General features: G+C 65.9%; 27 protein-coding genes and 1 riboswitch. Of the genes, 13 read left to right on the forward strand and 14 right to left on the reverse strand.

The window, feature by feature from the left end; genetic code table 11:
* Positions 1 to 214: 214 nt before the first annotated feature.
* A riboswitch (TPP riboswitch) is annotated at positions 215 to 342 on the reverse strand.
* Positions 343 to 371: 29 nt separating this feature from the next.
* Together cysE and ACODRX_RS01700 are read right to left on the reverse strand one after the other, a co-directional pair.
* Positions 372 to 1,154: a serine O-acetyltransferase gene (gene cysE / locus ACODRX_RS01695; protein WP_488869304.1), complete on the reverse strand. Its 783-nt coding sequence runs from the start codon at positions 1,152 to 1,154 to the stop codon at positions 372 to 374.
* A 39-nt stretch (positions 1,155 to 1,193) separates the two neighbouring features.
* Positions 1,194 to 1,994 (reverse strand): RNA methyltransferase, encoded by an 801-nt coding sequence (locus ACODRX_RS01700; RefSeq protein ID WP_488869305.1) that lies wholly within the window; start codon positions 1,992 to 1,994, stop codon positions 1,194 to 1,196.
* A gap of 128 nt (positions 1,995 to 2,122) precedes the next feature.
* Between ACODRX_RS01700 and ACODRX_RS01705 the strand changes: the two genes are divergently transcribed.
* A complete protein-coding gene (locus tag ACODRX_RS01705; protein ID WP_488869306.1) occupies positions 2,123 to 3,025 on the forward strand; it encodes an inositol monophosphatase family protein in 903 nt (300 codons plus the stop codon).
* Between the two features lie 91 nt (positions 3,026 to 3,116).
* Here ACODRX_RS01705 and phbB read toward each other — a convergent pair whose 3' ends face one another.
* From phbB to ACODRX_RS01720, 3 genes are all read right to left on the reverse strand, one after another.
* Positions 3,117 to 3,854, reverse strand: a complete 738-nt coding sequence (gene phbB / locus ACODRX_RS01710; RefSeq protein WP_488869307.1) for an acetoacetyl-CoA reductase — start codon at positions 3,852 to 3,854, stop codon at positions 3,117 to 3,119.
* A 248-nt stretch (positions 3,855 to 4,102) separates the two neighbouring features.
* Positions 4,103 to 5,284 carry an acetyl-CoA C-acetyltransferase gene (locus ACODRX_RS01715; protein WP_488869308.1) on the reverse strand — a complete coding sequence of 394 codons (1,182 nt, stop codon included), beginning with the start codon at positions 5,282 to 5,284 and terminating at the stop codon, positions 4,103 to 4,105.
* Between the two features lie 66 nt (positions 5,285 to 5,350).
* Complete coding sequence (locus tag ACODRX_RS01720) at positions 5,351 to 7,063, reverse strand: PHA/PHB synthase family protein (protein WP_488869309.1); 1,713 nt, start codon at positions 7,061 to 7,063, stop codon at positions 5,351 to 5,353.
* A 178-nt stretch (positions 7,064 to 7,241) separates the two neighbouring features.
* Here ACODRX_RS01720 and ACODRX_RS01725 point away from each other — a divergent pair, with 178 nt between their 5' ends.
* The 4 genes from ACODRX_RS01725 (at position 7,242) to ACODRX_RS01740 (ending at position 9,140) form a co-directional block, all read left to right on the forward strand.
* Positions 7,242 to 7,493 carry a hypothetical protein gene (locus ACODRX_RS01725; RefSeq protein WP_488869310.1) on the forward strand — a complete coding sequence of 84 codons (252 nt, stop codon included), beginning with the start codon at positions 7,242 to 7,244 and terminating at the stop codon, positions 7,491 to 7,493.
* A 150-nt stretch (positions 7,494 to 7,643) separates the two neighbouring features.
* Positions 7,644 to 7,892, forward strand: a complete 249-nt coding sequence (locus tag ACODRX_RS01730) for a GlsB/YeaQ/YmgE family stress response membrane protein (protein WP_488869311.1) — start codon at positions 7,644 to 7,646, stop codon at positions 7,890 to 7,892.
* 90 nt (positions 7,893 to 7,982) lie between these two features.
* On the forward strand, positions 7,983 to 8,513 hold the full coding sequence (locus ACODRX_RS01735; protein ID WP_488869312.1) for a hypothetical protein: 531 nt from the start codon (positions 7,983 to 7,985) through the stop codon (positions 8,511 to 8,513).
* A 24-nt stretch (positions 8,514 to 8,537) separates the two neighbouring features.
* Positions 8,538 to 9,140 (forward strand): isochorismatase family protein, encoded by a 603-nt coding sequence (locus ACODRX_RS01740; RefSeq protein ID WP_488869313.1) that lies wholly within the window; start codon positions 8,538 to 8,540, stop codon positions 9,138 to 9,140.
* Positions 9,141 to 9,149: 9 nt separating this feature from the next.
* Here the strand turns inward: ACODRX_RS01740 and ACODRX_RS01745 are convergent, their stop codons facing one another.
* On the reverse strand, positions 9,150 to 10,061 hold the full coding sequence (locus tag ACODRX_RS01745; RefSeq protein ID WP_488869314.1) for a LysR family transcriptional regulator: 912 nt from the start codon (positions 10,059 to 10,061) through the stop codon (positions 9,150 to 9,152).
* Positions 10,062 to 10,150: 89 nt separating this feature from the next.
* Between ACODRX_RS01745 and ACODRX_RS01750 the strand changes: the two genes are divergently transcribed.
* The 8 genes from ACODRX_RS01750 to ACODRX_RS01785 all read left to right on the forward strand — a co-directional run bounded on the left by ACODRX_RS01750 (position 10,151) and on the right by ACODRX_RS01785 (position 16,822).
* Positions 10,151 to 10,942 (forward strand): enoyl-CoA hydratase-related protein, encoded by a 792-nt coding sequence (locus tag ACODRX_RS01750; protein ID WP_488869315.1) that lies wholly within the window; start codon positions 10,151 to 10,153, stop codon positions 10,940 to 10,942.
* A 25-nt stretch (positions 10,943 to 10,967) separates the two neighbouring features.
* Entirely contained in the window at positions 10,968 to 11,936 is a 969-nt protein-coding gene (locus ACODRX_RS01755; protein ID WP_488869316.1) for a Bug family tripartite tricarboxylate transporter substrate binding protein, read from the forward strand.
* Positions 11,933 to 13,138 carry a CaiB/BaiF CoA transferase family protein gene (locus tag ACODRX_RS01760; protein ID WP_488869317.1) on the forward strand — a complete coding sequence of 402 codons (1,206 nt, stop codon included), beginning with the start codon at positions 11,933 to 11,935 and terminating at the stop codon, positions 13,136 to 13,138. Before ACODRX_RS01755 ends, ACODRX_RS01760 begins: the two co-directional genes overlap by 4 nt.
* A gap of 29 nt (positions 13,139 to 13,167) precedes the next feature.
* Positions 13,168 to 14,655, forward strand: coding sequence for a protein adenylyltransferase SelO (locus ACODRX_RS01765; RefSeq protein ID WP_488869318.1), 1,488 nt, complete (start codon positions 13,168 to 13,170; stop codon positions 14,653 to 14,655).
* Positions 14,652 to 15,068: a peptide-methionine (R)-S-oxide reductase MsrB gene (gene msrB / locus ACODRX_RS01770; RefSeq protein WP_488869319.1), complete on the forward strand. Its 417-nt coding sequence runs from the start codon at positions 14,652 to 14,654 to the stop codon at positions 15,066 to 15,068. The genes ACODRX_RS01765 and msrB overlap by 4 nt, the downstream gene beginning before the upstream one ends.
* Before the next feature lie 65 nt (positions 15,069 to 15,133).
* Positions 15,134 to 15,688 (forward strand): septation protein A, encoded by a 555-nt coding sequence (locus tag ACODRX_RS01775; RefSeq protein ID WP_488869320.1) that lies wholly within the window; start codon positions 15,134 to 15,136, stop codon positions 15,686 to 15,688.
* A 5-nt stretch (positions 15,689 to 15,693) separates the two neighbouring features.
* Positions 15,694 to 15,963: a BolA family protein gene (locus ACODRX_RS01780; RefSeq protein WP_488869321.1), complete on the forward strand. Its 270-nt coding sequence runs from the start codon at positions 15,694 to 15,696 to the stop codon at positions 15,961 to 15,963.
* A gap of 73 nt (positions 15,964 to 16,036) precedes the next feature.
* Positions 16,037 to 16,822, forward strand: a complete 786-nt coding sequence (locus ACODRX_RS01785; RefSeq protein ID WP_488869322.1) for a peptidylprolyl isomerase — start codon at positions 16,037 to 16,039, stop codon at positions 16,820 to 16,822.
* Positions 16,823 to 16,987: 165 nt separating this feature from the next.
* Here the strand turns inward: ACODRX_RS01785 and ACODRX_RS01790 are convergent, their stop codons facing one another.
* From ACODRX_RS01790 to ACODRX_RS01825, 8 genes are all read right to left on the reverse strand, one after another.
* Positions 16,988 to 19,432, reverse strand: coding sequence for an AI-2E family transporter (locus tag ACODRX_RS01790; protein WP_488869323.1), 2,445 nt, complete (start codon positions 19,430 to 19,432; stop codon positions 16,988 to 16,990).
* 128 nt (positions 19,433 to 19,560) lie between these two features.
* Entirely contained in the window at positions 19,561 to 20,226 is a 666-nt protein-coding gene (locus ACODRX_RS01795; protein ID WP_488869324.1) for a methionine ABC transporter permease, read from the reverse strand.
* A gap of 14 nt (positions 20,227 to 20,240) precedes the next feature.
* The gene (locus tag ACODRX_RS01800) at positions 20,241 to 21,278 is read right to left on the reverse strand and encodes a methionine ABC transporter ATP-binding protein (RefSeq protein ID WP_488869325.1); all 1,038 of its coding nucleotides are present in this window, start codon (positions 21,276 to 21,278) and stop codon (positions 20,241 to 20,243) included.
* Between the two features lie 305 nt (positions 21,279 to 21,583).
* Entirely contained in the window at positions 21,584 to 22,240 is a 657-nt protein-coding gene (locus ACODRX_RS01805; RefSeq protein WP_488869326.1) for a nucleotidyl transferase AbiEii/AbiGii toxin family protein, read from the reverse strand.
* Positions 22,237 to 22,728: a helix-turn-helix transcriptional regulator gene (locus tag ACODRX_RS01810; protein ID WP_488869327.1), complete on the reverse strand. Its 492-nt coding sequence runs from the start codon at positions 22,726 to 22,728 to the stop codon at positions 22,237 to 22,239. Before ACODRX_RS01810 ends, ACODRX_RS01805 begins: the two co-directional genes overlap by 4 nt.
* A 158-nt stretch (positions 22,729 to 22,886) precedes the next feature.
* Positions 22,887 to 24,020, reverse strand: a complete 1,134-nt coding sequence (locus tag ACODRX_RS01815; RefSeq protein WP_488869328.1) for a branched-chain amino acid ABC transporter substrate-binding protein — start codon at positions 24,018 to 24,020, stop codon at positions 22,887 to 22,889.
* Between the two features lie 77 nt (positions 24,021 to 24,097).
* Positions 24,098 to 24,511, reverse strand: coding sequence for a hypothetical protein (locus ACODRX_RS01820; RefSeq protein WP_488869329.1), 414 nt, complete (start codon positions 24,509 to 24,511; stop codon positions 24,098 to 24,100).
* 5 nt (positions 24,512 to 24,516) lie between these two features.
* Positions 24,517 to 24,972 carry a DNA polymerase III subunit chi gene (locus ACODRX_RS01825; protein WP_488869330.1) on the reverse strand — a complete coding sequence of 152 codons (456 nt, stop codon included), beginning with the start codon at positions 24,970 to 24,972 and terminating at the stop codon, positions 24,517 to 24,519.
* Positions 24,973 to 24,975: the final 3 nt, after the last annotated feature.

The following is a 24,975-nucleotide window of genomic DNA, read 5'->3' on the forward strand; positions in this document are numbered from 1 at the left end:
ACACACAACAGGTGGTTGCTCCGAGAAGCCTGGCTGGGCCTGATGCTGGTCAGAGGCCTGGAGACCAGGGCCTGCCCACTTTGCCATCACCAGCCATCACGATGAGGTACGCGCACCACGGTGCGCGAGCCGGCCCGTGGTGGCAGGAGATGCCCTGGCCGGTGCTGTTTGCGCGCCCTCTTGCCTGGGGCCTTGCATTCACCGCAGGGTTTCCTGCATCAAGTTCCGCTCTTCTTCCGCCGGTATGATCCGGATCAAGTTCGTCGGGTTCGTGGGGCCACGGCGATTTCCATCGCCAGGCCGCTCACATCTCAGCGCATAAGCACACCCCGGAGCGTTGGCAAGTATAGGGCAGTTCTGGCGCCGCCGCTCTATTTGCCCACCAGATCGTTCAGCCTGGCGGCCTCGAACTGTTCCTCGCGCGCCGCATCGCAAGGCACGCAGTCGCCCACCTTGCCCTGCACCGACAGCTTCTCTATCGCCTCCCACAGCAGCGCGATCTGGCGCTCGTGGCCGGCGGCGTTGTCGATCAGGCCATGCATGGCCTTGGACAGCGGGTCGTCCTCCTGGGTGACGCCGTAGGCGGTGAACTTCCTCTCGCCCGGGCCGGTTTCGGTCACATCGGCGCTGTGCCCAGCCTTGGACGGGATGATGCGCGCCGGTATGCCCACCGCGGTGGCGCCGGCGGGCACCGGCTTGATGACCACCGCATTGCTGCCGATCTTGGCGCCATCGCCCACCACGAAGCCGCCCAGCACCTTGGCGCCCGCGGCCACGACCACGTCGCGCCCCAGCGTGGGATGGCGCTTGGCGCCCTTGTACAGCGAGGTGCCGCCCAGGGTCACGCCGTGGTAGATGGTGCAGCCGTCGCCGACCTCGGCGGTTTCGCCGATCACCACGCCCATGCCGTGGTCGATGAAGACGTTGCGGCCGATCTTGGCGCCGGGGTGGATCTCTATGCCGGTGAGCCAGCGCCCCAGGTGCGAGACAAAGCGCCCCAGCCACTTGAAGCCATGGTTCCAGCACCAGTGGGCGGGCCGCTGCAGCCAGATCGCATGCAGCCCGGGATAACAGGTGATGACCTCCCAGCGGCTGCGGGCCGCGGGGTCGCGGTCCAGGATGCACTGAATGTCAGAGCGCAGGCGGTCAAGCATGGGGCTGCAGTTTCCGTTCTAGTTGTGTGGGCGCACAGTCTAGCGGTTTGCCGCCGCGGCCGTCTGCAGCATGGCCTTGGCAACACCGCGCAGTATGTGGATTTCCTCTTGCGTGAGCTGCGCGCGGTTGAACATCTGGTTCAGCCGCGGCATGAGCTTCTTGGGTGCGGCCGGGTCGAGAAAACCCACCGCCGCCAGCGCCTGCTCCCAGTGGCCCAGCATGCCGGCCAGCTGCGCGGCGTCGGCGCGCTCGCGCTGGCGCACCGCGTCTTCCACCCCATAGCCGCCCAGCGCCTGGCGCCAGTCGTAGGCCACCACCTGCACGGCCGAGGCCAGGTTCAGCGAGCCGAACTGCGGATTGGTGGGTATCGACAGCGCCACGTCGCAGCGGTAGACGTCTTCGTTGGCCATGCCGTAGCGCTCGCAGCCGAACAGAAAGGCGATGCCCGATTCCTGCGGCACGGGCGGCGCGGCATGGTTTTTGGAATTTTCGAGCTCCAGTCCATATGCAGAATGCGCTGACAGCTCTCCTTTCAATAGCATCTCGAAATGCTCGCGCGGCGAGCGGGCGGGCGGGCCGAAGTCGCGCGGCGTCATCGCGGTGGCGCACAGGTGGGTCATGCCATCCAGCGCCTCTGGCACCGTGGCCACGATGCGGGCGTTGTCCAGCACGTCGAGCGCGCCGCTGGCCCGCTGGATGGTCTCGGCCTTGCGCAGCACGTTGGCCCAGCGCGGGCGCACCAGCACCAGGTCGTCGAACCCCATGGTCTTGATGGCGCGGGCGGCCGCGCCCACATTGCCGGCATGGCTGGTTTCGATCAGGACAAAACGGGTCTTCATAAACTAAAGGGCAAGCAAAGGAATGCCGAGCTAGGTACAATCACCCCCCTATTGTCGCCGCCCGCATCGCCGGGCATGGCCAAACCGATCTTCATCCAGCGCGGCGGCTGCGCCGCGCCTTACAACCCATGTCGTCCTCCTCCCTGCACCCCATGCTCAACATGGCCATCAAGGCCGCACGCGCTGCCGGCGCCATCATCAACCGCGCCGCGCTCGATATCGAGGCCGTGCGCGTGTCGCAAAAGCAGGTGAACGACTTCGTGACCGAGGTGGACCGCGCCTCGGAGCAGGCCATCATCGACACCCTGCTCACCGCCTATCCCGACCACGGCATCCTGGCCGAAGAAACCGGCAACGAATACGGCAACCGCAATTCCGAATACGTGTGGATCATCGATCCGCTGGACGGCACCACCAACTTCATCCACGGCTTTCCGGTCTATTGCGTGAGCATTGCGCTTTCCGTGCGCGGCCGCATCGAGCAGGCGGTGGTCTACGATCCCACGCGCAACGATCTGTTCACCGCCACGCGCGGCCGCGGCGCTTTCCTCAACGAGCGCCGCATCCGCGTGTCCAAGCGCACCATGCTGCGCGACAGCCTGATCTCCACCGGCTTCCCCTACCGCCCGGGCGACAACCTGCAGCACTACATGGCCATGCTGGGCGATGTGATGCAGCGCGCCAGCGGCCTGCGCCGCCCCGGCGCGGCGGCGCTCGACCTGGCCTATGTGGCCGCGGGTTTTTCCGATGGCTTCTTCGAGACCGGCCTGAGCCCCTGGGACGTGGCCGCTGGCTCGCTGCTGGTGACCGAGGCCGGCGGCCTGGTGGGCAACTTCACCGGCGAGGCTGACTTTCTGGAGCAGCGCGAGTGCCTGGCCGGCAATCCGCGCATCTATGGCCAGCTGGTCGGCATCCTGGGCAAGTACAGCAAGTTCGCCAGCGCCGGCGACAAGGCCGCGGTGCGTTCGGCACAGGCAGATCAGCAGCCGGAAGAAGCGCCCGCTGAAAGTGAAGGCGAAGGCGGCGAATAAGCCAGCCAGCGCGTATTTGGCGCTTTCGCAGCCCAACCATTAAAAAAGCGCACCTTGCGAGGTGCGCTTTTTTGCTTGGGAGGATGCCTGCTCAGTGGGTGTGCAGGCCGCCGTTGACCGAGAACTCGGCGCCGGTGGCATAGCCGCCGTCATCCGAGGCCAGCCAGCCGACCATGGAGGCGATTTCCTTGGGCTCGCCCAGGCGCTTGGTGGGAATGGTGGCCACGATCTTCTCCAGCACGTCGGGGCGGATGGCCTTGACCATGTCGGTGCCGATGTAGCCCGGGCTCACGGTGTTCACCGTCACGCCCTTGCCTGCCAGCTCCTGCGCCAGCGCCATCGAGAAGCCGTGCATGCCGGCCTTGGCGGCGGAGTAGTTGGTCTGTCCGGCCTGGCCCTTGGCGCCGTTGACCGAGCTGATGTTGACGATGCGGCCCCAGCCCTTTTCCACCATGTCCGCCACCACCTGCTTGGTCACGTTGAACATGGAGTTGAGGTTGGTCTCGATCACCGCCTGCCAGTCTTCCGGAGACATCTTCACGAACATGCGGTCGCGGGTGATGCCGGCGTTGTTCACCAGCACATCGATCTTGCCGTGCTCGGCCTTGGCCTTTTCAAAAGCCTCGACCGTGGAAGCCCAATCGCCCACATTGCCCACCGATGCATGGAAGGTGTAGCCCAACGCTTTTTGCTCGTCGAGCCATTTCTGGAAGTCGCGCGTAGGGCCGCAACCCGCGATCACCTTGAATCCATCCTGGTGCAAACGCTGGCAGATGGCCGTTCCGATGCCTCCCATGCCACCAGTCACATAGGCCACTTTTTGAGTCATGCAATATCTCCTTTGTGCTTGCGAAATACTCGATATCCACTGTACCCAAGAAATAGGGGGCCGCACCTCTGGTTAACACTCAGCGCTATCAAATTCATGGCATTAAACTTATTCTTGGCGCAGTCTACAGCGGTATAAAAAAAGAAAAGCGCACCTGCATCAGATGCGCTTTTTGTGAGGGTGATGCTCGACTAAGCCCCAGGGATTTACATCAGAAAGCCATCGGGCTCACCCAATTCTCACAGGCCTCACAGGCGCTCCACCGCCAGTGCCACGCCCATGCCGCCACCGATGCACAGGCTGGCCACGCCGCGCTTGGCGCCGCTGCGCTGCATTTCGTGCAGCAGCGTCACCAGGATGCGGCAACCGGATGCGCCGATGGGGTGGCCGATGGCGATGGCGCCGCCATTGACGTTGACCTTGGAGGTATCCAGCTCCAGCTCCTGGTTGACTGCGCAGGCCTGGGCGGCAAAGGCTTCGTTCAGCTCGAAGAGATCAACCTCTTCCTGCTTCCAGCCGGTCTTGGCCAGCACCTTGCGCACCGCGTGCATCGGGCCCATGCCCATGATCTTGGGGTCGAGCCCCACGGTGGCGAAGCCGGCAATGCGCGCCAGCGGCGTGGCGCCCAGCTCCTTGGCCTTCTTGGCGCTGGCCACCACCACGGCGGCGGCGCCGTCGTTCAGGCCCGAGGCGTTGCCAGCGGTGACCGAGCCGGCCTTGTCGAATGCGGGCTTGAGGCTGCCCAGCGCATCGGCATTGGTCTTGCGGTTGATGAATTCATCCACCTTGAACTCGATGGGGTCGCCCTTGCGCTGGGGGATGCTCACGGTGACGATCTCGTCGGCGAACTTGCCGGCATCCTGCGCCGCCGCGGCCTTTTGCTGGCTGGCAAGGGCCAGCGCGTCCTGCTTCTCGCGGCTGATGTTGAATTCCTTGGCCACGTTCTCGGCGGTGATGCCCATGTGGTACTGGTTGTACACGTCCCACAGGCCGTCGACGATCATGGTGTCGGTCATCTTCCAGTCGCCCATGCGCTGGCCGTCGCGCGAGCCGTTGAGCACGTGAGGCGACAGGCTCATGCTTTCCTGGCCGCCGGCCACCACCACGTCGGCATCGCCGTTGCGGATGGCCTGGGCCGCCAGCATGACCGCCTTCAGGCCCGAGCCGCACACCGCGTTGATGGTCAGCGCGGGCGTGGTCTTGGCCACGCCGGCCTTCATCATCGACTGGCGCGCGGGGTTCTGGCCCACGCCTGCGGCCAGCACCTGGCCCATGATGACTTCGTCCACCTGGTCCGCGCTCACCTTGGCGCGCTGCAGCGCCTCCTTGATGACGGTGGCGCCCAGCTCGGTCGCCGGCACCTTGGCCAGCGAGCCGCCGAACTTGCCCACGGCGGTGCGTACGGCGGAGATGATGACTGCGTCTTCCATTCTGAGTTTCCTTCTATGTAAAAAACAAAGCGCTTGCTTCGATGGTGTATGGGGTTGCCGGCGCGATCACGCCTTTTGCAGCACATAGCTGCCCGGCGCCGGCTCCTTGGCCTTGTACTTGCGCGCCGCGCCATAGCTCTTGGGCGCGGCGACCTTCTTGCCGCCCGACTTCTGCAGCCATTCGGCCCAGTCGGTCCACCAGCTGCCGGGGTATTCGTCGGCGCCGGCGATCCATTCGTCGACCGAGGCCGGGAACTTGTTGTCCTCGCGCAGCCAGTGGCTGCGCTTGTTCTTCGCCGGCGGATTGATCACGCCGGCGATATGGCCCGATGCGCCCATCACGAAGCGCTTCTTGCCCTTGAAGACCTGGGTGCTGGCATAGGCGCCGCCGATGGGCACGATATGGTCCTCGCGCGAGCCGTAGATGTACAGTGGCATCTTGACCTTGGACAGGTCGATCTGCTCGCCGCACACCGTCACGCCGCCCGGCCGGGGCAGGCGGTTTTCAAGGTAGAAGTTGCGCAAGTACCAGGCATAGTATGGGCCGGGCAGGTTGGTGCAGTCGCTGTTCCAGTACAGCAGGTCGAACGGCGGCGGCGTCTCGCCCTTGAGGTAGTTGCCCACCACGTAGTTCCACACCAGGTCCACCGGGCGCAGGAAGCTGAAGGTCGAGCCCAGCTCCTGCCCGCGCATCAGCCCGCCGTTGCCAATGGACATTTCGCGGAAACGCACGAAGGCCTCGTCGATGAAGACATCGAGCACCCCTGTGTCGGAGAAATCGACCAGCGTGGTCAGCAGCGTGGTGCTGGCCACCGAGTCGTCGCCGCGCGCGGCCATCACGCCCAGCGCGTTGACCAGCATGGTGCCGCCCACGCAAAAACCCAGCGTGTTGATCTGCGGCTGGCCGCTGATGTCCTTGGCCACCTCGATCGCGCGGATGACCGCGTTCTCGATGTAGTCGTCCCAGGTCTGGTTGCCCAGGCCCTCGTCGGGATTGCGCCAGCTCACCACGAAGGTGCGGTGCCCTTCGCTGACGGCATAGCGGATCAGCGAATTGTCCGGCTGCAGGTCGAGGATGTAGAACTTGTTGATGCACGGCGGCACGAACAGCAGCGGCCGCTCGTAGACCTGCGTGGTCAGCGGCTTGTACTCGATCAGCTGGAACAGCTCGTTCTCGTAGACCACCGCGCCTTCGGTGGTGGCCACGTTCTTGCCCACCTCGAACTTCGACTCGTCGGTCATCGAGACATGGCCCTGGCGCAGGTCATTGAGCAGGTTCTGCATGCCCTGGGCCAGGCTTTGCCCCTTGGTTTCCATCGCCTTTTGCTGGGCCTCGGCATTGAAGGCCAGGAAGTTGCTCGGCGCCATCGCCGCCATCCACTGCTCGACGCCGAAGCGGATGCGGGCCCGCGTCTTCTCGTCGCCGACCACCGCGTCGGCCAGGCCCATCATGGTCTTGGCATTGAGCACATAGCTGGCGGCCGAAAAGGCTGCCAGCGGATTCTGCTGCCATGCGGCGGCGGAAAAACGCTTGTCGCGCAGCGCGTTCACCGCGCCCTGCGCGCTTTGCTTCCACAGCTCCATGGCCTCCTGCATGTACTGCTGCTGCAGCTCGCGCAGCCGGTCCTGGTCGAAGGCCACGGCGGGCAGCGCGTCCACCGCGCCTGAAGCGGGCGCGCCTGGCACATTCTGGAACGCCTTGAGCGCCTGCGCCCAGCCGTTGCTCAACATCTGCGTCATCTGCTCGTTTCCAGCGCCCCAAAATGCTTGCTGATTCATAGCCTCTGCTCTATCTGATGGACAATGAACGCCGTATGGCCGAAACGATACGGCAAGGACGGCAGGCCACGGTCCATGTGTCTCCCCTGCACATTCCCGGGAACCATCTTAGATGCAAAAAAGGGGGCATCAAGCCGTATTTACGCCATATTTCCACCTATACGCCGTTTGAAAACAGATGTACCTGATTGCCATAGCCTGGCTGTATGTTGCGGTGATGATGGCAGTTGTGGAGGCAACCAGTCCGCAGGGCAGCCTGCTGGGCGCGTTCTTCACGCTGCTGCTCTATGGACTGCTGCCGCTGTCCATCGTCTTGTACGTGGTCGGCACACCCGCGCGCAAGCGCGCGCTGCGCCGCCGCCAGCTCGAACAGGAGCGCGCGGGCGCGCCCTCTTGCGCGCCCGGCACACCGCCCGATGGCAAGCCATAGCCGCCGCGCTCGCCGTCCCCGCCGATTTGTGAATTATGTTGGGCCTGCACAGATGTAACGGTGAATAGTCCTACACTCGCGCAACCATCGCCGGGCTATGCTGCCTGCAGCATCCGAGTCCGCCATTCATCACTCTCTGGGAGAAAGCAAGTGTCCATCATCGGTACGATTTTTGTGGGTCTGATAGTCGGCCTGCTCGCGCGCGCCCTCAAGCCCGGCGACGACAAGCTGGGCTGGATCATGACCATTTTGCTGGGCATCGCCGGCTCGCTGCTGGCGAGCTATGCCGGCGTCGCCATGGGCTGGTACCGCGAAGGCGAATCCGCCGGTTGGATCGCCTCCATCGTCGGCGCGATCATCCTGCTGTTCATCTACGGCCTGGTACGCAGCAAGCGCTGATACGCCCTACTCCTCGCAGCCGCTTGCCCCAGCCAGAATCGGCATGGCGCAAGCGGCTTTGTCTTTTCTCTTTCGTGAAAGCGCCACCCGATGAAACTGCGCCAACGCCCCCGCCAGCCCGATGCACTGGAGCTGGCCCATGCCAGCGGCAACGACGCCCTGGTGCAAGCCGTGCATGCCTCGCGCAAGCTGCTGCACCGCAAGGCGCTGGTGGCCGCCGTGGCCAGCGCCACCCCGCTGCCCGGCCTGGACATGGCGGTGGACGCCGCGCTGCTGTCGCGCCTGCTGCCGCAGATCAATACCCATTTCGGCCTGAGCGACGCCCAGATCGCCCAGCTCTCGCCCGAGCGCCGCGACAAGGTGCAGCGCACCGTGAACACCCTGGGCGGCGTGCTGATCGGCAAGCTGATCACCAAGGACGTGATCCTGCGCGCGGCCCGCAAGCTCGGCCTGCGGCTGACCGCGCAGCAGGCATCCAAGTATGTGCCGATTGCGGGGCAAGCGGTTTCGGCGGCCCTGGGCTATGCCACACTACGCTACCTCGGGGAGCAGCACCTGCGCGACTGCGTCAAGGTGGCCCATGCGGCCGGCCTGGCGCTGCCGCCGGCCACAGGCTCCTGATGCCATCTGTTTTTGGGTACCTGAATGCTATTGGACGTTGAAGATTCGCAATTGGTGCTGGTGGACTACCAGGCCAAACTGATGCCCGCCATTTTCGAGGGCGAGCAGGCCCTGCAAAACGCGCTGCGCCTGGCGCGCATCGCACGGGCCATCGAGGTGCCCGTGTTCGGCACCGAACAGAATCCCGACAAGCTCGGCGCCAACCATGCCGATCTCAAGGCCTTGTGCGAGCGGACGCTGCGCAAGCTGTACTTCAGCGCCGTGCCCGAGGGCCTGAACGAGTGGCTGCGCCCGCCCGCCAAGGCACCCGCCGGCAATGCCCGCAGCCTGCCGCGGCACCTGCAAAAGCCCGCGGCGCCCGCGGCCCAGCGTAACAGCATCGTGATCGCCGGCTGCGAAGCCCATGTCTGCCTGCTGCAGACCGCGCTGGAGCTGCTGGACGACGAGTTCGACGTGTGGGTGGTCACCGATGCCTGCAGCTCGCGCACCGAGCGCAACCGCGACGCCGCCTTCGACCGCCTGGCCGGCGCCGGCGCCGAGCTGGTCACCACCGAGATGGTGGCCTTCGAGTGGCTGCGCACCTGCGAGCATCCCGAGTTCAAGACCCTGCTGGCGCAGGTCAAGTAGGAGACGGGCTCAGGCCTCTTGCGGATCGAGCAAGGGAAAGCTCTGCCGCAGATGGCCCAGAAAGCTGCGGGCCGACACCGACAGGCGCTGGGCGTTCCTGCGGACCAGCGACACCCGGTGGCGAAACGGCGCCAGGTCGGCGATGCCCAGCGCCTGCATGCCCCACTGGCCGGCAATCGCCGCGGTGTAGCCCGGCGCGATCAGAAACCCCGCGCCCTCCTTCACCAGGCCCAGGGCCGCGGTCAGCGTGCCCACCTCGATATGGCTTTCGTAGCCGATGCCGGTGCTGGCGAAGATCTGGTCCAGGCTGCGGCGGATGCTGTAGGAGCCGCGCAGCGAAATGTAGTTGTAGGGCAGCAAATCCTGCAGGCCAAGCTCTTCGCGCCCCGCCAGCGCGTGTTCGCGGCTGACGATGGCATGCATCGTGTCCTCCCGGATCACCGCGCTCTGCATCTCGGGTAGCTGCGTGTCGGTGGCGCAAAAACCGAAATCCACCGTACCGGACATGACGCTGTCGACGGTTTCGTCGGTGGAGTACTCGAATATCTCGAAATCTATGCCCGGATGCCTGCGCCGGTAGCTGGCAATCACCGGCGAGAGAAAGCCATACAGCATCAGCGGCGAGGCCGCAACGCTCACCCGGCCCCGCTCCAGCGTGATCAGCTCCTGCACGCTGCGCTTGGCGGTCTCCATGGTGGCGGTGACATCCAGCGCGAAATGGTAGAACTCGGTGGCGGCGCTGCTCGGCACGACGCGGCGCGTGGTCCGCTCGAACAGCGGCAGGCCGAGCTGGCTCTCCAGCTCGGCAATCATCTTGCTGGCGGCCGACTGGGTCACATGCAGCTTGCCCGCCGCCTCGGTGAAACTGCCGGAACGGAAAACCGCCAGGAATACCTGCAGCTGCCGGAAGGTGATATTCATTCCAAAATCTACTCAATGAATTAGAAAAATTCCATTGTGTCATGAGATGACGGCTTGAATAATTTGGGCGTTTCCTTGAAAGCCTGCCCATGAACACCCCAGCCTCCATCCCCCAATGCCATGTGTCCTGCACGCAAGACGGCGTGGCCACCGTGCGCTTCGACAACGGCCGCCTGAACCTGCTGACCGAGGACGCCGCCAACATCTATGCCCAGGCCCTGGGCGAGCTGGGCCGGCGCGAAGACATCCGCCTGCTGGTGATCCAGGGCGGCGCCTCGGCCTTTCTCGGCGGCGCCGACATCAAGTTCCTCAAGGACGCCGGCAAGGCCGACATCGACGCCTATATCCGCAGCGTCTACCGGCTGTGCGAGACCATCCGCGACATCCCCTATGCCACGCTGTCGGTGATCTCGGGCTACTGCCTGGGCGCCGGCATGGAGGTGGCCGCCGTCTGCGACTTCAAGATCGCCGCGGCCGATGCGCAGTTCGGCATGCCCGAGGTCAAGCTCGGCGTGCCCTCAGTGATCCACGGTGCCATGCTGCCCGGCATGATCGGCTGGACCCATACGCGCGACCTGCTGCTCAGCGGCCGCATCATCCCGGCCGGCCTGGCGCAGGCCTGGGGCCTGGTCACCGAGGTGGCCGCCGAGCCCGGCCAGCCAGGGCTTGACGCCGCGGTGACGCACTGGAAGGCCGAGATCCTGGCCAACGGCCCGGTGTCCATGCGCATCCAGAAGAAGCTGATCCGCGACTGGGAGCGGATGCCGCTGCAGGAAGCCATCAACATCGGCATAGCCGGACTGGTCTCGGCCTACGACACCGACGAGCCCAAGCGCTACATGGAAGCCTTCCTCGCCAGCCGCAAGCGCCGCGCCGACTGAACCCCGCCCCCTGCAGGAGACCAACATGACATTCCACAAAATCCGGCGCAGCCTGCTGGTGCTGGCCACCGCGTTCGCTGCCGGCGGCGCCCTGGCCGCAGACTACCCGGCCCAGCCCGTGACCCTCGTCGTGCCGTTTGCGGCCGGCGGCATGACCGACATCCTGGCGCGCCAGTTCGCCAAGACCTTGCAGACCGGCACCGGGCAGGCCGCAGTGGTGGACAACAAGCCCGGCGCCGGCGGCATCATCGGCGCCACCCGCGTGGCCCGCGCCAAGCCGGATGGCTATACGCTGCTCATCACTACCACGGCGCACGTGGTGAACCCGTCGATCACCAAGAACCTGCCGTACAACACCGAAAAGGACTTCGCCCCGATCGCCATGCTGGCGCGCACACCCAACGTGCTGCTGGTGAACCCGTCGCTGCCGGTCAAGACCGTACCCGAGCTGCTGGACTATGCGCGCAAGCACAACGGCGTGAGCTACGGCTCGTCGGGCACCGGTGGCACCACCCACCTCTCGGGCGAGCTACTGGCCAGCAAGACCGGCGCGCCGCTCATCCACGTGCCCTACAAGGGCACGGCGCTGGCAGTGAACGACCTGCTCGGCGGGCAGATCCAGGCCTCGTTCGTCGACGGGCTGAGTGCGCTGCGCTATGTCAAGGCCGGCACGCTGCGCGCCATCGGAGTCTCGACCAGCGAGCGCAACCCCATGCTGCCCGAGGTGCCCACCATCGCCGAACAGGGCGTGCCCGGCTACGAGACGGAAATCTGGATCGGCCTGTATGCGCCCGCCAGCACCCCGCCCGCCATCCTGGAGCAGCTCAACAAGCTGGCGCACGAGTCCATGACCGAGCCCGCCTTCAAGAAGACCCTGGACGAGCAAGCCACCACGGCAGGCAGCATGGACGTGGCCCAGACCCGCAGCTATGTCTCCAGCGAGATCCGCAAGTGGAGCGAGATCGTGAAGAAAGCCGGCATCGAGCCCCAATGACCACGGCAGGCAGCACTCGCCGGCTGCCGCTGGCCGGCACCCGCATCCTCGACCTCACCAGCGTCATCATGGGGCCCTACGCGACGCAGATGCTGGCCGAGTACGGCGCCGACGTCGTCAAGCTGGAGCCGCCCGAGGGCGACATCATGCGCAACATGGGCCCGCACCGCGAGCCGCAGATGGGTCCGGTCTACCTGAACCTGAACCGCGGCAAGCGCAGCGTGGTGCTGGACATGAAGCAGCCCCAGGCGCGGCACACCGTGGCCCAGGCCGTGCGCCACCAGGACGTGTTCGTCACCAACATGCGCCGCAAGGCGCTGCAGAAACTGGGGCTGGACTGGGAGACGCTGTCGCGCCACAACCCCAGGCTCATCTACGTGTTCCTGGCCGGCTTTGCCGAGAATGGCCCGCATGCCGGCAAGCCGGCCTACGACGACCTGATCCAGGGCATGGCCGCGCTGCCCGACCTGGTGCAGACGGCCACCGGCGAACGCCCCGGCTACCTGCCGATCAACATCGCCGACAAGACCGTAGGGCTCTTCGTGGTGCAGACCGTGTTGGCGGCGCTGCTGGAGCGCATGGCGTCGGGCGAAGGCCAGTACATCGAGGTGCCCATGTACGAGACCATGGCCGGCTTCATGCTGTCGGACCACCTGGGCGCCGCCACCTTTGCCGACGAAGCGGCCAGCGCAGCCGGCAACCCCCGGCTGCTGTCGCGCTACCGCCGGCCCTACAAAACCGCAGACGGCTGGCTCAGCACCATCGTCTATACCGACAGGCATTGGGAGAGCTTCTTGCGGCTGATGGGCGACGCAGATCTGTGGCACACCGACGAGCGCTTCCGGAGCATGGCCAGCCGCACCCGCAATATCGACGCGGTCTACGCCTACGTCGAAGCGCGGCTCGCCGACCGCGACACGGCCACCTGGGTGCGTCTGCTCTCGCAGGCCGACATTCCCGCCGCCCCGGTGGCGCAGCTCGGCGAGCTGATCGAGGCGCTGGAGCAAGGCGGCCAGGGCCTGCTCGGCCGCTACCACGACGCGCAGGGCCGGGCCTACCGCGGCATCAACCCCAGTGTGCGCTGGCAGCGCACGCCGCTGCGCGCCGGCGACAAGGCCCCCCGCCTGGGCGAGCACACCGCACAGGTGCTGGCGGAATGGGCTTCGGCGCCTGAGCCAGCCCTGCAGGAGCATCCGGGATAAGGTTTTTGCCACTGGGTGACAATGCCCGGATGTCTCTTACCGACAACGATCTCCAAGCGGATAGCGAAACCGCCGTGAGCGAGCAGCCCTCGGCCTGGATCAACGGCTTTGCCCAGCTGCCGCCGGCGTTCTACACCCGGCTGCGCCCCACCCCGCTGCCTGAGCCGACGCTGCAGGCCTGGTCGCCCCAGGTCGCGGCCGGGCTGGGCTGGGATGCCGCCTGGCTCGCCAGCGGCGAGGCGGCCCAGGTGCTGGGCGGCAATGCGCTGCTGGATGGCATGGACCCCATCGCCACGGTCTACAGCGGCCACCAGTTCGGCCAATGGGCCGGGCAGCTGGGCGATGGCCGCGCCATCCTGCTGGGCGAAACCGCCGGCGGCCAGGAGATCCAGCTCAAGGGCAGCGGCATGACGCCGTATTCACGCATGGGCGACGGGCGCGCGGTGCTGCGCTCCAGCATCCGTGAATACCTGTGCAGCGAAGCCATGCATGCGCTGGGCGTGCCCACCACGCGGGCGCTGAGCCTGGTGGCCTCGCCCCAGCCGGTCTACCGCGAAACGCAGGAGAGCGCCGCGGTGGTGGCGCGGGTGGCGCCCAGCTTCGTGCGCTTCGGCCATTTCGAGCATTTTGCCGCGCGCAACCAGATGGATGCGCTGCGCACGCTGGCGGACTATGTGATCCGGCGCTACTACCCCGCGCTGCAGTCCCAGCCGGCACCCGCCTGCTATGCGGGCCTGCTGCGCGAGGTGGCGCTGCGCACCGCCGACCTGCTGGCCCACTGGCAGGCCATAGGCTTTTGCCATGGGGTGATGAACACCGACAACATGAGCATCCTGGGCCTGACGCTGGACTACGGGCCCTTCCAGTTCCTCGACCATTTCGACGCCAACCACATCTGCAACCACAGCGACAGCTCGGGCCGCTATGCGTTTGCGCGCCAGCCGCAGATCGCCTACTGGAACCTGTTCTGCCTGGGCCAGGCGCTGCTGCCGCTGATCGAGGACGAAAAGGCCACCGTGGCGGCCATCGACGTCTACAAGGATCGCCTGCAGCAAGGCTTTGCGGCCCGCATGGCGGCCAAGCTGGGCCTGGATGCTGGCGGTGCCGATGCATTGATCGCCCCGCTGCTGACCCTGCTGCAGGCGCATGCGGCGGACTACACGCTGTTCTGGCGCCGGCTGTCGCATGCCGTGGCAGGCGGCCGCTATGATTCCGTCGCCGAGCTGTTCGACGACAGCGGCGGCTGGCAGGACTGGCTGCGGCAGTACCGAACGCTGATGGCAGCCATGGATACGGCGCAGATGGCAGATTCGATGCTCAAGACCAACCCCAAGTACGTGCTGCGGAACTACCTGGGACAATCGGTGATCGAAGCCGCTCAGCGTGGCGACTGGCAGGCGCTGCACGACTTGCAAGCCGTGCTGCAGTCTCCATATGAAGAGCACCCGGCCTTCGAGGGCTGGGCCGAGCCGCCGCCCGATGGGGCGCGGCACATTGCGATCAGCTGTTCATCATGACCTATCCCATCACCAAGACCGACGCCCAGTGGCAGGCCGAGCTGGCCGCCAAGCATGCCGAGCCGCAGGCCTTTGAGGTTACGCGCCGCGCGGCCACCGAGCGCCCTTTCACCGGCAAGTACGAGGCGCACTGGGCCGATGGCAGCTACCACTGCATCTGCTGCGGCGCCAAGCTGTTCGATTCGGCCACCAAGTTCGACGCCGGCTGCGGCTGGCCGAGTTTTTCCGAGGCGGTGCCCGGCGCCATCGCCGAGCATGTGGACCGCAGCCATGGCATGGTGCGCACCGAAACCGTGTGCGCGCAGTGCGGCGCCCACCTGGGCCATGTGTTTCCCGACGGCCCGGCGCCCACCGGGCAGCGCTATTGCATGAATTCGGCCTCGCTCGACTTCGAGGCCGGCGACAAGCTCTAGACTCGGCGCGCACCGTCTCTGCCGATAATCTCCCTTTTTTGCATTGTTGACGCCAGCCCCACGCCATGAAGCTGCTCATTGAATTTTTCCCCATCCTGCTGTTCTTCGCGGCCTTCAAGCTGTGGGGCATCTTCGTGGCCACGGCCGTCGCCATCGTCGCCACCGTGGCGCAGATCGGCTGGCTGCGCTACAAGCACGGCAAGGTCGAGCCCATGCAGTGGATCAGCCTGGCGGTGATCGTGCTGTTCGGCGGCGCCACGCTGATCTCGCACAACGACACCTTCATCAAGTGGAAGCCCACGGTGCTGTACTGGGTGATGGCCGCGGTGCTGCTGGGCGGCCAGTGGCTGTTCAAGAAGAACCTGATGCAAAAGCTCATGGGCGCGCAGATGCAGCTGCCCGCGCCGGTGTGGAACACGGTGAACTACAGCTGGGCGGTGTTCTTTGCGCTCATGGGCGTGCTGAACCTGTGGGTGGCCTTCAACTTCGACCTGGACACCTGGGCCACCTTCAAGATGTTCGGCGGCCTGGGCCTGATGGTGGTGTTCGTCATCGTGCAGGCCATCTACCTGAGCCGCTACCTGAAGGATGGCGAAACCGGCTCGTCCGCCCACGAATGAGCCGCATGCAAGCCCAGGACATCACCGCGGCCGCGATCGAGGCGGCCCTGCGCAGCGCATTCCAGCCAACGCAGCTCGAAGTCGTCGACGAGAGCTGGCAGCATGCCGGCCATGCGGGCGCCAACGGCAGCGGTTTCGGCACGCATTTCCGGGTGCGCATCGGTTCACCGATTTTTACGACTCGCTCCCGGGTGGCGCAGCATCGCCTTGTGTATGATGCGCTGCGAGAATTCATGGATGCGGGGCTGCACGCCCTGGCCATCGAAATCCTGTGATCTACCGGCCGGCGAAGGAACTCCGGCCTGTGCATTGCTCTCATATCCATTTCATAAACCGTTTGGAAAACGCATGAAAAAACAGCTCCTGTCCGCCTTCGTTGCCGCCGCCGTGATGGGCACGGCCGCAGTGCCAGCGCTGGCCCAGAACATTGCCGTGGTGAACGGCAAGCCGGTCCCCGCCTCGCTGATGAACACCTTCAAGCAGCAACTGGAGCGCAGTGGCCGCCCGGTCACCGCCGAGCAGGAAGCCCAGATCAAGGATGCCATCGTCGAGCGCGAGATCTACGCCCAGGAAGCCCGCAAGCAGGGCCTGGACGCCACCGACTCGTTCAAGGCCCAGATGGAGCTGGCTCGCCAGGGCATCCTGGCGCAGGAGTTGTTCGCCAGCTATGAGAAGGCCCACCCGATCTCCGACCAGGCCGCCAAGGCCGAGTACGACAAGTTCGTGGCCGCCAATACCGGCAAGGAATACCATGCCGCCCACATCCTGGTGGACAGCGAAGACAAGGCCAAGAGCCTGATCGCCCAGATCAAGAAGGGCGCCAAGTTCGCCGACCTGGCCAAGAAGGAATCCAAGGACCCCGGATCCGGCCAGCGCGGCGGCGACCTGGACTGGGCCAATGCAGCCAGCTACGTGCCCGAATTCTCCGAGGCCATGACCAAGCTGAAGAAGGGCGAGATGACGGACAAGCCCGTCAAGACCCAGTTCGGCTACCACATCATCCGCGTGGACGACATCCGCGATGCGCAACTGCCCAAGTTCGAGGACGTGAAGCCCCAGATCATCCAGCAGCTGCGCCAGCAAGGCGTTCAGAAGTACCAGCAGGAACTGCGCGAAAAGGCCAAGGTGGAATAAACCCGCCGCCGCCTTCGGCACTGCAAAGCCCCCGGCCCGCGCCGGGGGTTTGTTTTTTGGCCCAGGGCCTATTAAAAACTATAGCTATTGGCGCTTGATATACTTTGTTTTCAATGTGATTTATATCTGAAAACATTGTTGACAAAGCGCTAGAAGCTCCTGTTTTTATATCTTTTCTGCCCCTTCCGCCTGCAGCAGCGCCTGCATCAGGCGGGCCGCCATGTTCTGCAGTAGCTCGCTCTCGCGCTCGTCCAGCTGGCGCGGCTGGTCGTCGAAGATCACCAGCGCGCCCAGGATGTGCGATTTGCGGTCGGCCAGCGGCACCGCCGCGAAGAAGCGGATGCCGTGCTCCAGCAGCATCGGATGGTGCGCAAAGCGCGGATCGCGCTGCACGTCGGGCACCACCAGCATGCCGTTCTCGGCCACCACGTGGGCGCTGATCGATTCGTCGCGCGGCAGCCCGTGCAGCGGCGCATCCGCGCTGCCCTTGATGAGCAGGCTGCGCGGGGTATGCACCCAGTCCTCGTCGACCCAGGCCACATGGGCCCAGCGCACCTGGAAGGCATGGACCGCCTGCACCGCGCACTCCTGGCAGGCATCCATGCAGGCCGGGCCCAGCACGCCGCTGGCATGCAGGGCCGCAACCCGCTGGGCGTCGCCGCGCGGGCGTTCGGCCGCGGCATGCGCCAGCCCGGCCGGCTGCAGTACCTGCTCGATGCGCAGCGCCAGCTCGCGCGCGCCATGCACCACCATGTCCACCCCCAGCGCCTCGGCCGCCTGCGGCTGGCGCAGCTCTTCGCCCGCGTTCCAGGCGGCCACCGCGATCCTCACCCGCGGCCAGCGCTCGCGCAGGCGCCGGCTCATCTGGCGCACCGCGGCCTGCGGATGCGGGCTGAAGGTCGACAGGCACACCAGCTGCGGCCGGCCCCAGCTGGCGAAATCGTCGTTCACCGCCATGTGCGGCAGCGCGTATTCGGAGCAGCGCGCGTCATAGCCCTGCACGCCCAGCATGTGCGCCAGCATGGCGGCGGCCAGCGCATCGATCTCCCAGCGGATGCCGACGCAATGCACCGCCGCCCCGGCCTGGGCCAGCCGGGGCTCGAAGCGCTGCTCCAGCTCCTCGATCAGCTCCGAGGTGCCCAGCGACAGGCGCAGCCGGTGCTCCGCGGTGATGTACTCGCTGTTGTTGCGGCTGGCGATGGTGAGCGCCGGGATCGCCACCTCATCGTAGAACTGGGTGACCGCCGCCGCGGTGTGCTGCGCTTCGGGGCGCGACGGCAGCGCGTCGCGGATCGACTGCGTGGCCACCTCCACCGCCGCCTCCACATCGCCGCTGAGCAGGCGCTGGTAAAGCTTTTCGGCCGGATCGAGCACCGCCTTGCTGCCCAGCAGCACCTCCATGAAGCCCAGCGCCGGTATGTAGCGCCCCAGCACCAGCAGGCACACGGTCAGCGGCGTCGACAGGATCAGGCCTATCGGCCCCCACAGCGCGGTCCAGAAGGTGGCGGCCAGGATGATGGACAGCGTCGACAGCCCGGTGCTCGCACCGTACAGCCAGGGCTCGATCACGTTGTTGCTCACCAGTTCGAGCAGCACGATCAGCCCCAGGGTCCACAGCAGCAGGTGCCAGCCGGGGTCTACCGCAAACGCCAACAGCAGCGGGAAGATCGCCGACACCATGGGCCCGATATAGGGCACGAAGCGCATCACCGCCGCCAGCGCCCCCCACAGCACCGCGCCGGGCACGCCTATCCACCACAGCCCCAGCGCCATCGGAATGCCGTAGCTGACATTGACGACCAGCTGCATGCGCAGGTACTGGCCGATGCGGCTCGCGGCCTCGTCCAGCGCATCGGTGGCCATGTGCATGTTCGGGCCCATCAGCCGGATCAGCCGGTCCTGCAGGTCGCTGCGGTCCAGCAGGATCAGGATCACGAACAGCAGCACGATGCCCGCCATGGCTACCGGCTCGCCGAGGCGGGCCAACATTTCCGCGGCCTGCTGCAGCGGCCGGCTGGCGGGCGGCTGGATCTCGACCTTCTGCACCCGCGCCGGCCGCGCGGCCGCGGCGCGCCCCGAGGCGTCGCCGGGCGCCACCTTGGCGATTTCGGTCTCGACCGTGTTGTAGACCTGCCGCGCGCCGTCGAGCACGCCCGGGCCCTGGGCGTAGACGCGCAGGTTCTGCAGCTTCTTGCGTATCGTGTTCTGGTAGGTGGGCAGCTCCGAGCTCAGCTGGGAGACCTGGCTGCCCAGGTACAGCCCGCCGGCGCCGATGCCGCCCACCGCCAGCGCCACCACCAGCAGCACCGCCACCATGCGCGGCAGCTTCAGGCGCTGCAGCAGGCTGACGATGGGGTCGAGCAAAAAGCCCAGCAGCGAGGCCAGGGCCAGCGGGATGAGCAGGTCGCGCCCGACGTACAGCGCCAGAATGACCAACGCGCCGATCACCAGGCCCACCATCAGCCGCAGACCCGGCACCAGCGACGCCAGCTGCGCCAGCGCCTGGTACTGCGCCAACTGCTGGCGCTGGGGCGCGGCCGGCTGGAGCGGGGCTGGCAGGGATACGGCCGCGCGCTCCGGCGGCTCCTGGCTGACAGACTCCAATGGCATGCACACCCCTTGCTTGCATCCCGGCAACCGGCCGGGCCAAGCAGATATTAAAGGGTTTGCGGGGCGCCGGCCTTGTCAGCGAATCTCGGATTTCAATGGCAGCCGGCGCAGGCGGCCATGGCTTGGCCCTATTTGTGGCTGAGCCGGCGCACCGCCCAGTCGCCCAGGCTCTGGATCAGCTGCACGAACAGGATCAGGATCAGCACCACGGCCAGCATCACGTCGGGCAAGAAGCGCTGGTAGCCGTAGCGTATGCCCAGGTCGCCCAGGCCGCCGCCGCCGATCGCGCCGGCCATGGCCGAGTAGCCGGTCAGGCTCACGAAACTGATCGTCAGGCCGGCCACGATGCCGGGCATGGCCTCGGGCAGCAGCACCTTCCAGACGATCTGCCACGACGTCGCGCCCATGGCCTGGGCCGCCTCGATCAGGCCGTTGTCCACCTCGCGCAGCGAGGCCTCCACCAGGCGGGCCACGAAAGGCGCGGCCGCCAGCGTCAGCGGCACGATCGCCGCCGCGGTGCCGATGGACGAGCCCACCACCAGCCGCGTGAACGGGATGATCGCCACCAGCAAGATGATGAAGGGGGTGGAGCGCACCGCGTTCACCACCCAGCCCACGATGCGGTTCAGCGGCCCGTTCTCGAGCACGCCGCCGCGGTCGGTCAGGCGCAGGAACACGCCCAGCGGAATGCCGATCAGCGCCCCCGCGATGCCCGAAATGCCAACCATCACCAGCGTCTCCCACAGCGAGGTGGCAAACAGCTGCAGCATCATTTCCGAAAAATTCTCAAACATGGATGCCTACGCCTTCAATGCTCTACTTCCTGCACCTGCACGCCGCCGGCCTGCAGCGCGGCGATGGCCGCCTCCAGCTGCTGCGGCTCGCCGCTGGCATAGACCGCGAGAAAGCCGAAGGTCTGCTCCTGGATTTCGTCGACCTGGCCGTTCAGGATGTTCAAGTCCAGCCCGAAGTCGCGGATCAGCCGCGACAAAATGGGCTGGTAGGCCTGCTCGCCCGCATAGGCCAGGCGCAGCAGTTTGCCGCTGCCCCGGCTGCGCTGCGCATCCAGCGCGCGCACGCGCTCAAGCACGCTGGCGGGCAGCTCCTGCGGCACGATCTCGTCGATCAGGCTCTTGGTGATGGGTTGCTGCGGGCGGGTGAACACATCGATCACCGGCCCCATCTCCACCACGCGTCCGGCCTCCATCACCGCGACGCGGTCGGCGATCTGCTTGACCACCTGCATCTGGTGCGTGATGAGCACCACCGTCAGGCCCATGTCGCGGTTGACCTGCTTGAGCAGCGCCAGGATGGCGCGCGTGGTCTCCGGGTCCAGCGCCGAGGTGGCCTCGTCGCTGAGCAGCACCTTGGGATGGTTGGCCAGTGCACGGGCAATGCCCACGCGCTGCTTCTGGCCGCCCGACAGCTGCGCCGGATAGCGGTCGCGCAGGCCGGCCAGGCCCACCAGGTCGAGCAGCGGATCGATGCGCCGCTTGATGGCCGCCTTATCGGTGCCCGCCAGCTCCAGCGGCAAGGCGGCATTGTCGAACACGGTGCGCGACGACAGCAGGTTGAAGTGCTGGAACACCATGCCGATGTCGCGCCGCGCCGCGCGCAGCCGCGCGACGCTCAACTGCGTCAGATCCTGCCCGCCCACGATCACCTGCCCGCTCGTCGGCCGGTTCAGCAGGTTGATATTGCGCACCAGCGAGCTCTTGCCCGCGCCGCTGCGGCCGATGATGCCGAATACCTCGCCCGCGCCGATCGCCAGGTCGATGCCGCGCAGCGCATGCACCGGACCCTCAGGCCCCGGATAGACCTGGGTGATACCTTTTAATTCGATCATGGAAACAAACAACAAGGCGCCGTGGACCAGGCCCGGCGCCCGAAAGAAGCTAGTGAAGAAAGGCAACGCGGCACTGCAAGCCATCGCGGCGCGCGCGCCAAAGGACGAAATTTTAGTGGCTTGGCAGCAGAAGTTATTTGAGCAAGGGTTTTCCCGATATTTGCAGCCGAAGCGAGCTCTGGTGCGCAAAGGAACGACTGGCTGGGTGCCAAGACCTTCGACCGCATCGTCGACCAGGAGGCAAGAGCTCAAGAAGGCAATTCCGCGCACTCCAGTTTTCCCGGGAAAGCGCAGATGCGAAAGGCCTACAGCCGGCCCAGAAAGTTCTCGGCCACGGCTACGCAATGATCGAAGCTAGGTGTGTAATCAAGCATGGCAATGGCGTCGAACGCAGTGCGCAAGCCAGCATGGGGCGCCCGGATCTGAGAGAGGAACGCATCGCGGTAGCGTAGCAAGAACGGCGTCGCCGCTAAAAGTGGCTGGCTCTCGTGCTCAATCACGAGAGCCAAGTCGAACAGATCACGCGCTGAAACCCGATCGCCGCGATGGTACATCTTCTTGGCAATGATTTCAGCGGCCATCTCCACCTTCACGGCGCGGCCGCTGATTTCCCAGGTCTCCCAAGCATCAGCCAGCAGATTGGGAGCGGCAACGAAGTCGATCTCACCCTCCTCGAACTGCAGCTTGACGAAAGAGCCCGGTTGCTCGGTGTAGTCTTGCGTCAGATCTGCCGCCGCATCGCTCAACCGTGGCGTAACGAATCCGAGATACTGTGGATCAGGCACGAAGATGTCGATGTCCTTGCTCAGCCGAAGGCGGTAGCGGAACATCAGCACGGTTCCACCGCCCAGAGTCCAGAATGGGTTCGCGATGCCGCCATGCCGGCTGACCTCATCGATGAGTAGCAGTGCCCGCGGAAACAGCACCTCCCACGGACCGCCGGGCAGTGCCGCGGATTTCATGCCCACAGCGCCCGACGATGCACGCACAAGGATCCGGCCAGCTTCGCCACGTTGCGCCAGACTTGCCTGGGTGGCAGGTGCGCGCGCACCGCCGCCTCCTCCACGGCCATCACGACGATGGGCACGGGCGCCTCGTCGAGCAAATGAGTCAGGTGGGCTACAAATGGCGCAGAGACCTCGCCGCTTGCCAAAGCCTGCTCCAGCGCCTCGGGTGCCAGCTCGCGCGCATAGCTGACACTGGCCGTCTTGGCGGCCATCCACAGGCCGCGCTTCTTGCGCCGCGCCTGGGTATCCAGCTTCGGGCTGTCCAATCCCAGCACCGCCATCACCTGCCCTACGCGGTTGACACCCAAATCGCCCAGCGTGCCGTTTTCCAGGCCGACCAAGGTTTGGCGAGACAAGCCGCTCAGGTGTGCCAATTGTGCTTGGGACAAGCCCAGCTCGGTGCGCCGGATCCGTATGGCTCGGCCAATATCAATGAGGTTCATGGCAGCTGCAGCCTGAGAAAATGTCTAAAATTTTTTACATACTACACCTAGCCACACCCATCCGCAAGACAAGCTGAACCTGCGCCTCGATGCTGGCATCCTGCAAACAAAAACGGCAACCCGGGAGCCCAGGTTGCCGTCGTCGCTGCTGGCCAGAGTTAGTTCAGCGGCGTCTTCTTGCCATTGCGGTACACATACAGCGTGATCGCGGGGTTCTTCAGGTCGCCATTCGACTCGAATTCGATGTTCGCCGTCACGCCCTTGTAGTGCGACTTCTTGAGCTCGGGGATGTACACCTTCGGGTCCCACGAGCCGGCGCGCTTCATCGCGTCGATCAGCAGCATGGTCGCGTCATAGGTGTAGGGGCTGTAGAGCACGTACTGGCCGGGGTACTTGGCGTCGTAGCGGGCCTTCCAGGCGGTGCCGCCGGGCATCTTGGCCAGCGAGAGCGCGCCCTCGGCGCAGACCACGCTGTCCAGCGCCTTGGAGTTGGCCGACAGCTTGGGCAGCTCGGTGGTGCAGATGCCGTCGCCGCCGAAGTATTTGACCTTGGTCATGCCCAGCTGCTGCATCTGGCGCAGCATGGGGCCGGCCTGCGGATCCATGCCGCCGTAGAAGATGGCGTCGGGCTTCTGGGCCTTGATCGCGGTGAGGATGGCCATGAAGTCGGTGGCCTTGTCGGTGGTGAACTGCTCGCTGACCACGCTCACGCCCATCTCGGCCGATGCCTTCTTGAACACGCCGGCCACGCCCTGGCCGTAGGCCGTGCGGTCGTCGACCACCGCCACGCGCTTGACGCCCAGCGTGTGCGCCGAGTACAGCGCCAGGCCCGCGCCCAGCGCATTGTCGTTGGCGATGATGCGGTAGGTGGTGTCGTAGCCGGGCTTGGTCAGGTCGGGGTTGGTGGCCGCGCCGGTCACATGCGGGATGCCGCAGTCGTGGTAGATCTTGGATGCGGGAATCGTGGTGCCGGAGTTCAGGTGCCCCACCACGCCGGCGACCTTGGCATCGCACAGCTTCTGCGCCACGGCCGTGCCCTGCTTGGGGTCGGCCGCATCGTCTTCGGCCACCAGCTCGAACTTGACCTTCTTGCCGCCGATGGTCACGCCCTGTGCATTGGCCTCGTCGATGGCCATGCGCGCGCCGTTTTCATTGTCCTTGCCGAAATGGGCCTGCGGGCCGGATGCCGGCCCCACGTGGCCAATCTTCACCACGACCACGTCTTGCGCCAAGGCGCTGCCCGCGAGCGCGCCCAGGGCCGCAAGCGCCACGATACTGTGCTTCATTTGCATCGAACTCTCCGCTTTCTTCCGTTATTGATAAGAAATGATTGTTTTGTCTTGCGAGCGCCCGGCCTTGTTCCGCAGTCCTACCTGCCGGCATCGAGCTCCTGCCGCACGGCTTGCGCCACAGCCTCCCGCACGACGGTTGCCATCGTTTCGCTCAAGGCCGCAAGCATAGCCTGTGTGTGTTGCCGCACCAGGTCTTCGACGGCTTGGGCCAGCTGCGCCTGTAGCGCAGGCTGCACTCGCTGCAGCACGCGGCGCGTCATGTCGGCCGCGAAGTCAGCTGGCAAATCGCCATTATCCAGCGCAGCTGCTTCGCGCGGCGGCACTGTATCCGGTACCGTATCCGGCACCGTATGCGGCGCGGGATCGACGGGCGCCTGGCGTGCCGGCGGCTGCGCTGGCGGCAGGCCCTCCACATCCTCGTGGAAATCTTCGTCGAAAGCCACTACCTCGGTCAGGGTTGGCACAAACTTTGGCGGCGTCCTCGGCTCCATGTCCATCACTCCTGCGCGTCGCCGCGCATGTTCAGATCGTGCCGCTCTATGGCGTAGCCGCCCGACTGGTAGGCGCGCCAGCGCTGGCGGGCGGCGCTGCGGTCGGCCTCGTCCTGCTCGCTCACCACCTCGATCACGCGCTCGAAGCGCTCAAAGCCCGCGGGCGTGGCCGCCTGCAGGTTGAGCAGCACCTTGTGGTGCGGCAGGCCTGCGCCGAGCTGCTGCGCCAGCACGGTGGGCGAAGCAGCAAGCACCTCGGGTGCCGCATCGGCATGGCAGTGCGCCAGGAACTGCGCGCCGCCGCCAAAGGACCACAGCCGCTCGCTCAGCGCCGCCGCGGTGCCGGCGTCGGCCGAGATCACCAGCGGCATGCCCATGCGCTGCAGCTTGCGCACCAGCTTGCAGGTGTACAGCAGCTTGTCGGGCACGTTGAAATGAAAGGCCACCGCCAGCGCGCTCATCGC

Source organism: Comamonas sp. FG99, from assembly GCF_057808605.1.

Excerpts from the sequence above, each read along its gene's own strand:
- cysE (WP_488869304.1), bottom strand. The coding sequence starts at position 1,154 with ATGCTTGACCGCCTGCGCTCTGACATTCAGTGCATCCTGGACCGCGAC.
- ACODRX_RS01700 (WP_488869305.1), bottom strand. The coding sequence starts at position 1,994 with ATGAAGACCCGTTTTGTCCTGATCGAAACCAGCCATGCCGGCAATGTG.
- ACODRX_RS01705 (WP_488869306.1), top strand. The coding sequence starts at position 2,123 with ATGTCGTCCTCCTCCCTGCACCCCATGCTCAACATGGCCATCAAGGCC.
- phbB (WP_488869307.1), bottom strand. The coding sequence starts at position 3,854 with ATGACTCAAAAAGTGGCCTATGTGACTGGTGGCATGGGAGGCATCGGA.
- ACODRX_RS01715 (WP_488869308.1), bottom strand. The coding sequence starts at position 5,284 with ATGGAAGACGCAGTCATCATCTCCGCCGTACGCACCGCCGTGGGCAAG.
- ACODRX_RS01720 (WP_488869309.1), bottom strand. The coding sequence starts at position 7,063 with ATGAATCAGCAAGCATTTTGGGGCGCTGGAAACGAGCAGATGACGCAG.
- ACODRX_RS01725 (WP_488869310.1), top strand. The coding sequence starts at position 7,242 with ATGTACCTGATTGCCATAGCCTGGCTGTATGTTGCGGTGATGATGGCA.
- ACODRX_RS01735 (WP_488869312.1), top strand. The coding sequence starts at position 7,983 with ATGAAACTGCGCCAACGCCCCCGCCAGCCCGATGCACTGGAGCTGGCC.
- ACODRX_RS01740 (WP_488869313.1), top strand. The coding sequence starts at position 8,538 with ATGCTATTGGACGTTGAAGATTCGCAATTGGTGCTGGTGGACTACCAG.
- ACODRX_RS01745 (WP_488869314.1), bottom strand. The coding sequence starts at position 10,061 with ATGAATATCACCTTCCGGCAGCTGCAGGTATTCCTGGCGGTTTTCCGT.
- ACODRX_RS01750 (WP_488869315.1), top strand. The coding sequence starts at position 10,151 with ATGAACACCCCAGCCTCCATCCCCCAATGCCATGTGTCCTGCACGCAA.
- ACODRX_RS01755 (WP_488869316.1), top strand. The coding sequence starts at position 10,968 with ATGACATTCCACAAAATCCGGCGCAGCCTGCTGGTGCTGGCCACCGCG.
- ACODRX_RS01760 (WP_488869317.1), top strand. The coding sequence starts at position 11,933 with ATGACCACGGCAGGCAGCACTCGCCGGCTGCCGCTGGCCGGCACCCGC.
- ACODRX_RS01765 (WP_488869318.1), top strand. The coding sequence starts at position 13,168 with ATGTCTCTTACCGACAACGATCTCCAAGCGGATAGCGAAACCGCCGTG.
- msrB (WP_488869319.1), top strand. The coding sequence starts at position 14,652 with ATGACCTATCCCATCACCAAGACCGACGCCCAGTGGCAGGCCGAGCTG.
- ACODRX_RS01775 (WP_488869320.1), top strand. The coding sequence starts at position 15,134 with ATGAAGCTGCTCATTGAATTTTTCCCCATCCTGCTGTTCTTCGCGGCC.
- ACODRX_RS01780 (WP_488869321.1), top strand. The coding sequence starts at position 15,694 with ATGCAAGCCCAGGACATCACCGCGGCCGCGATCGAGGCGGCCCTGCGC.
- ACODRX_RS01785 (WP_488869322.1), top strand. The coding sequence starts at position 16,037 with ATGAAAAAACAGCTCCTGTCCGCCTTCGTTGCCGCCGCCGTGATGGGC.
- ACODRX_RS01790 (WP_488869323.1), bottom strand. The coding sequence starts at position 19,432 with ATGCCATTGGAGTCTGTCAGCCAGGAGCCGCCGGAGCGCGCGGCCGTA.
- ACODRX_RS01795 (WP_488869324.1), bottom strand. The coding sequence starts at position 20,226 with ATGTTTGAGAATTTTTCGGAAATGATGCTGCAGCTGTTTGCCACCTCG.
- ACODRX_RS01800 (WP_488869325.1), bottom strand. The coding sequence starts at position 21,278 with ATGATCGAATTAAAAGGTATCACCCAGGTCTATCCGGGGCCTGAGGGT.
- ACODRX_RS01805 (WP_488869326.1), bottom strand. The coding sequence starts at position 22,240 with ATGAAATCCGCGGCACTGCCCGGCGGTCCGTGGGAGGTGCTGTTTCCG.
- ACODRX_RS01810 (WP_488869327.1), bottom strand. The coding sequence starts at position 22,728 with ATGAACCTCATTGATATTGGCCGAGCCATACGGATCCGGCGCACCGAG.
- ACODRX_RS01815 (WP_488869328.1), bottom strand. The coding sequence starts at position 24,020 with ATGCAAATGAAGCACAGTATCGTGGCGCTTGCGGCCCTGGGCGCGCTC.
- ACODRX_RS01820 (WP_488869329.1), bottom strand. The coding sequence starts at position 24,511 with ATGGAGCCGAGGACGCCGCCAAAGTTTGTGCCAACCCTGACCGAGGTA.
- ACODRX_RS01825 (WP_488869330.1), bottom strand. The coding sequence starts at position 24,972 with ATGAGCGCGCTGGCGGTGGCCTTTCATTTCAACGTGCCCGACAAGCTG.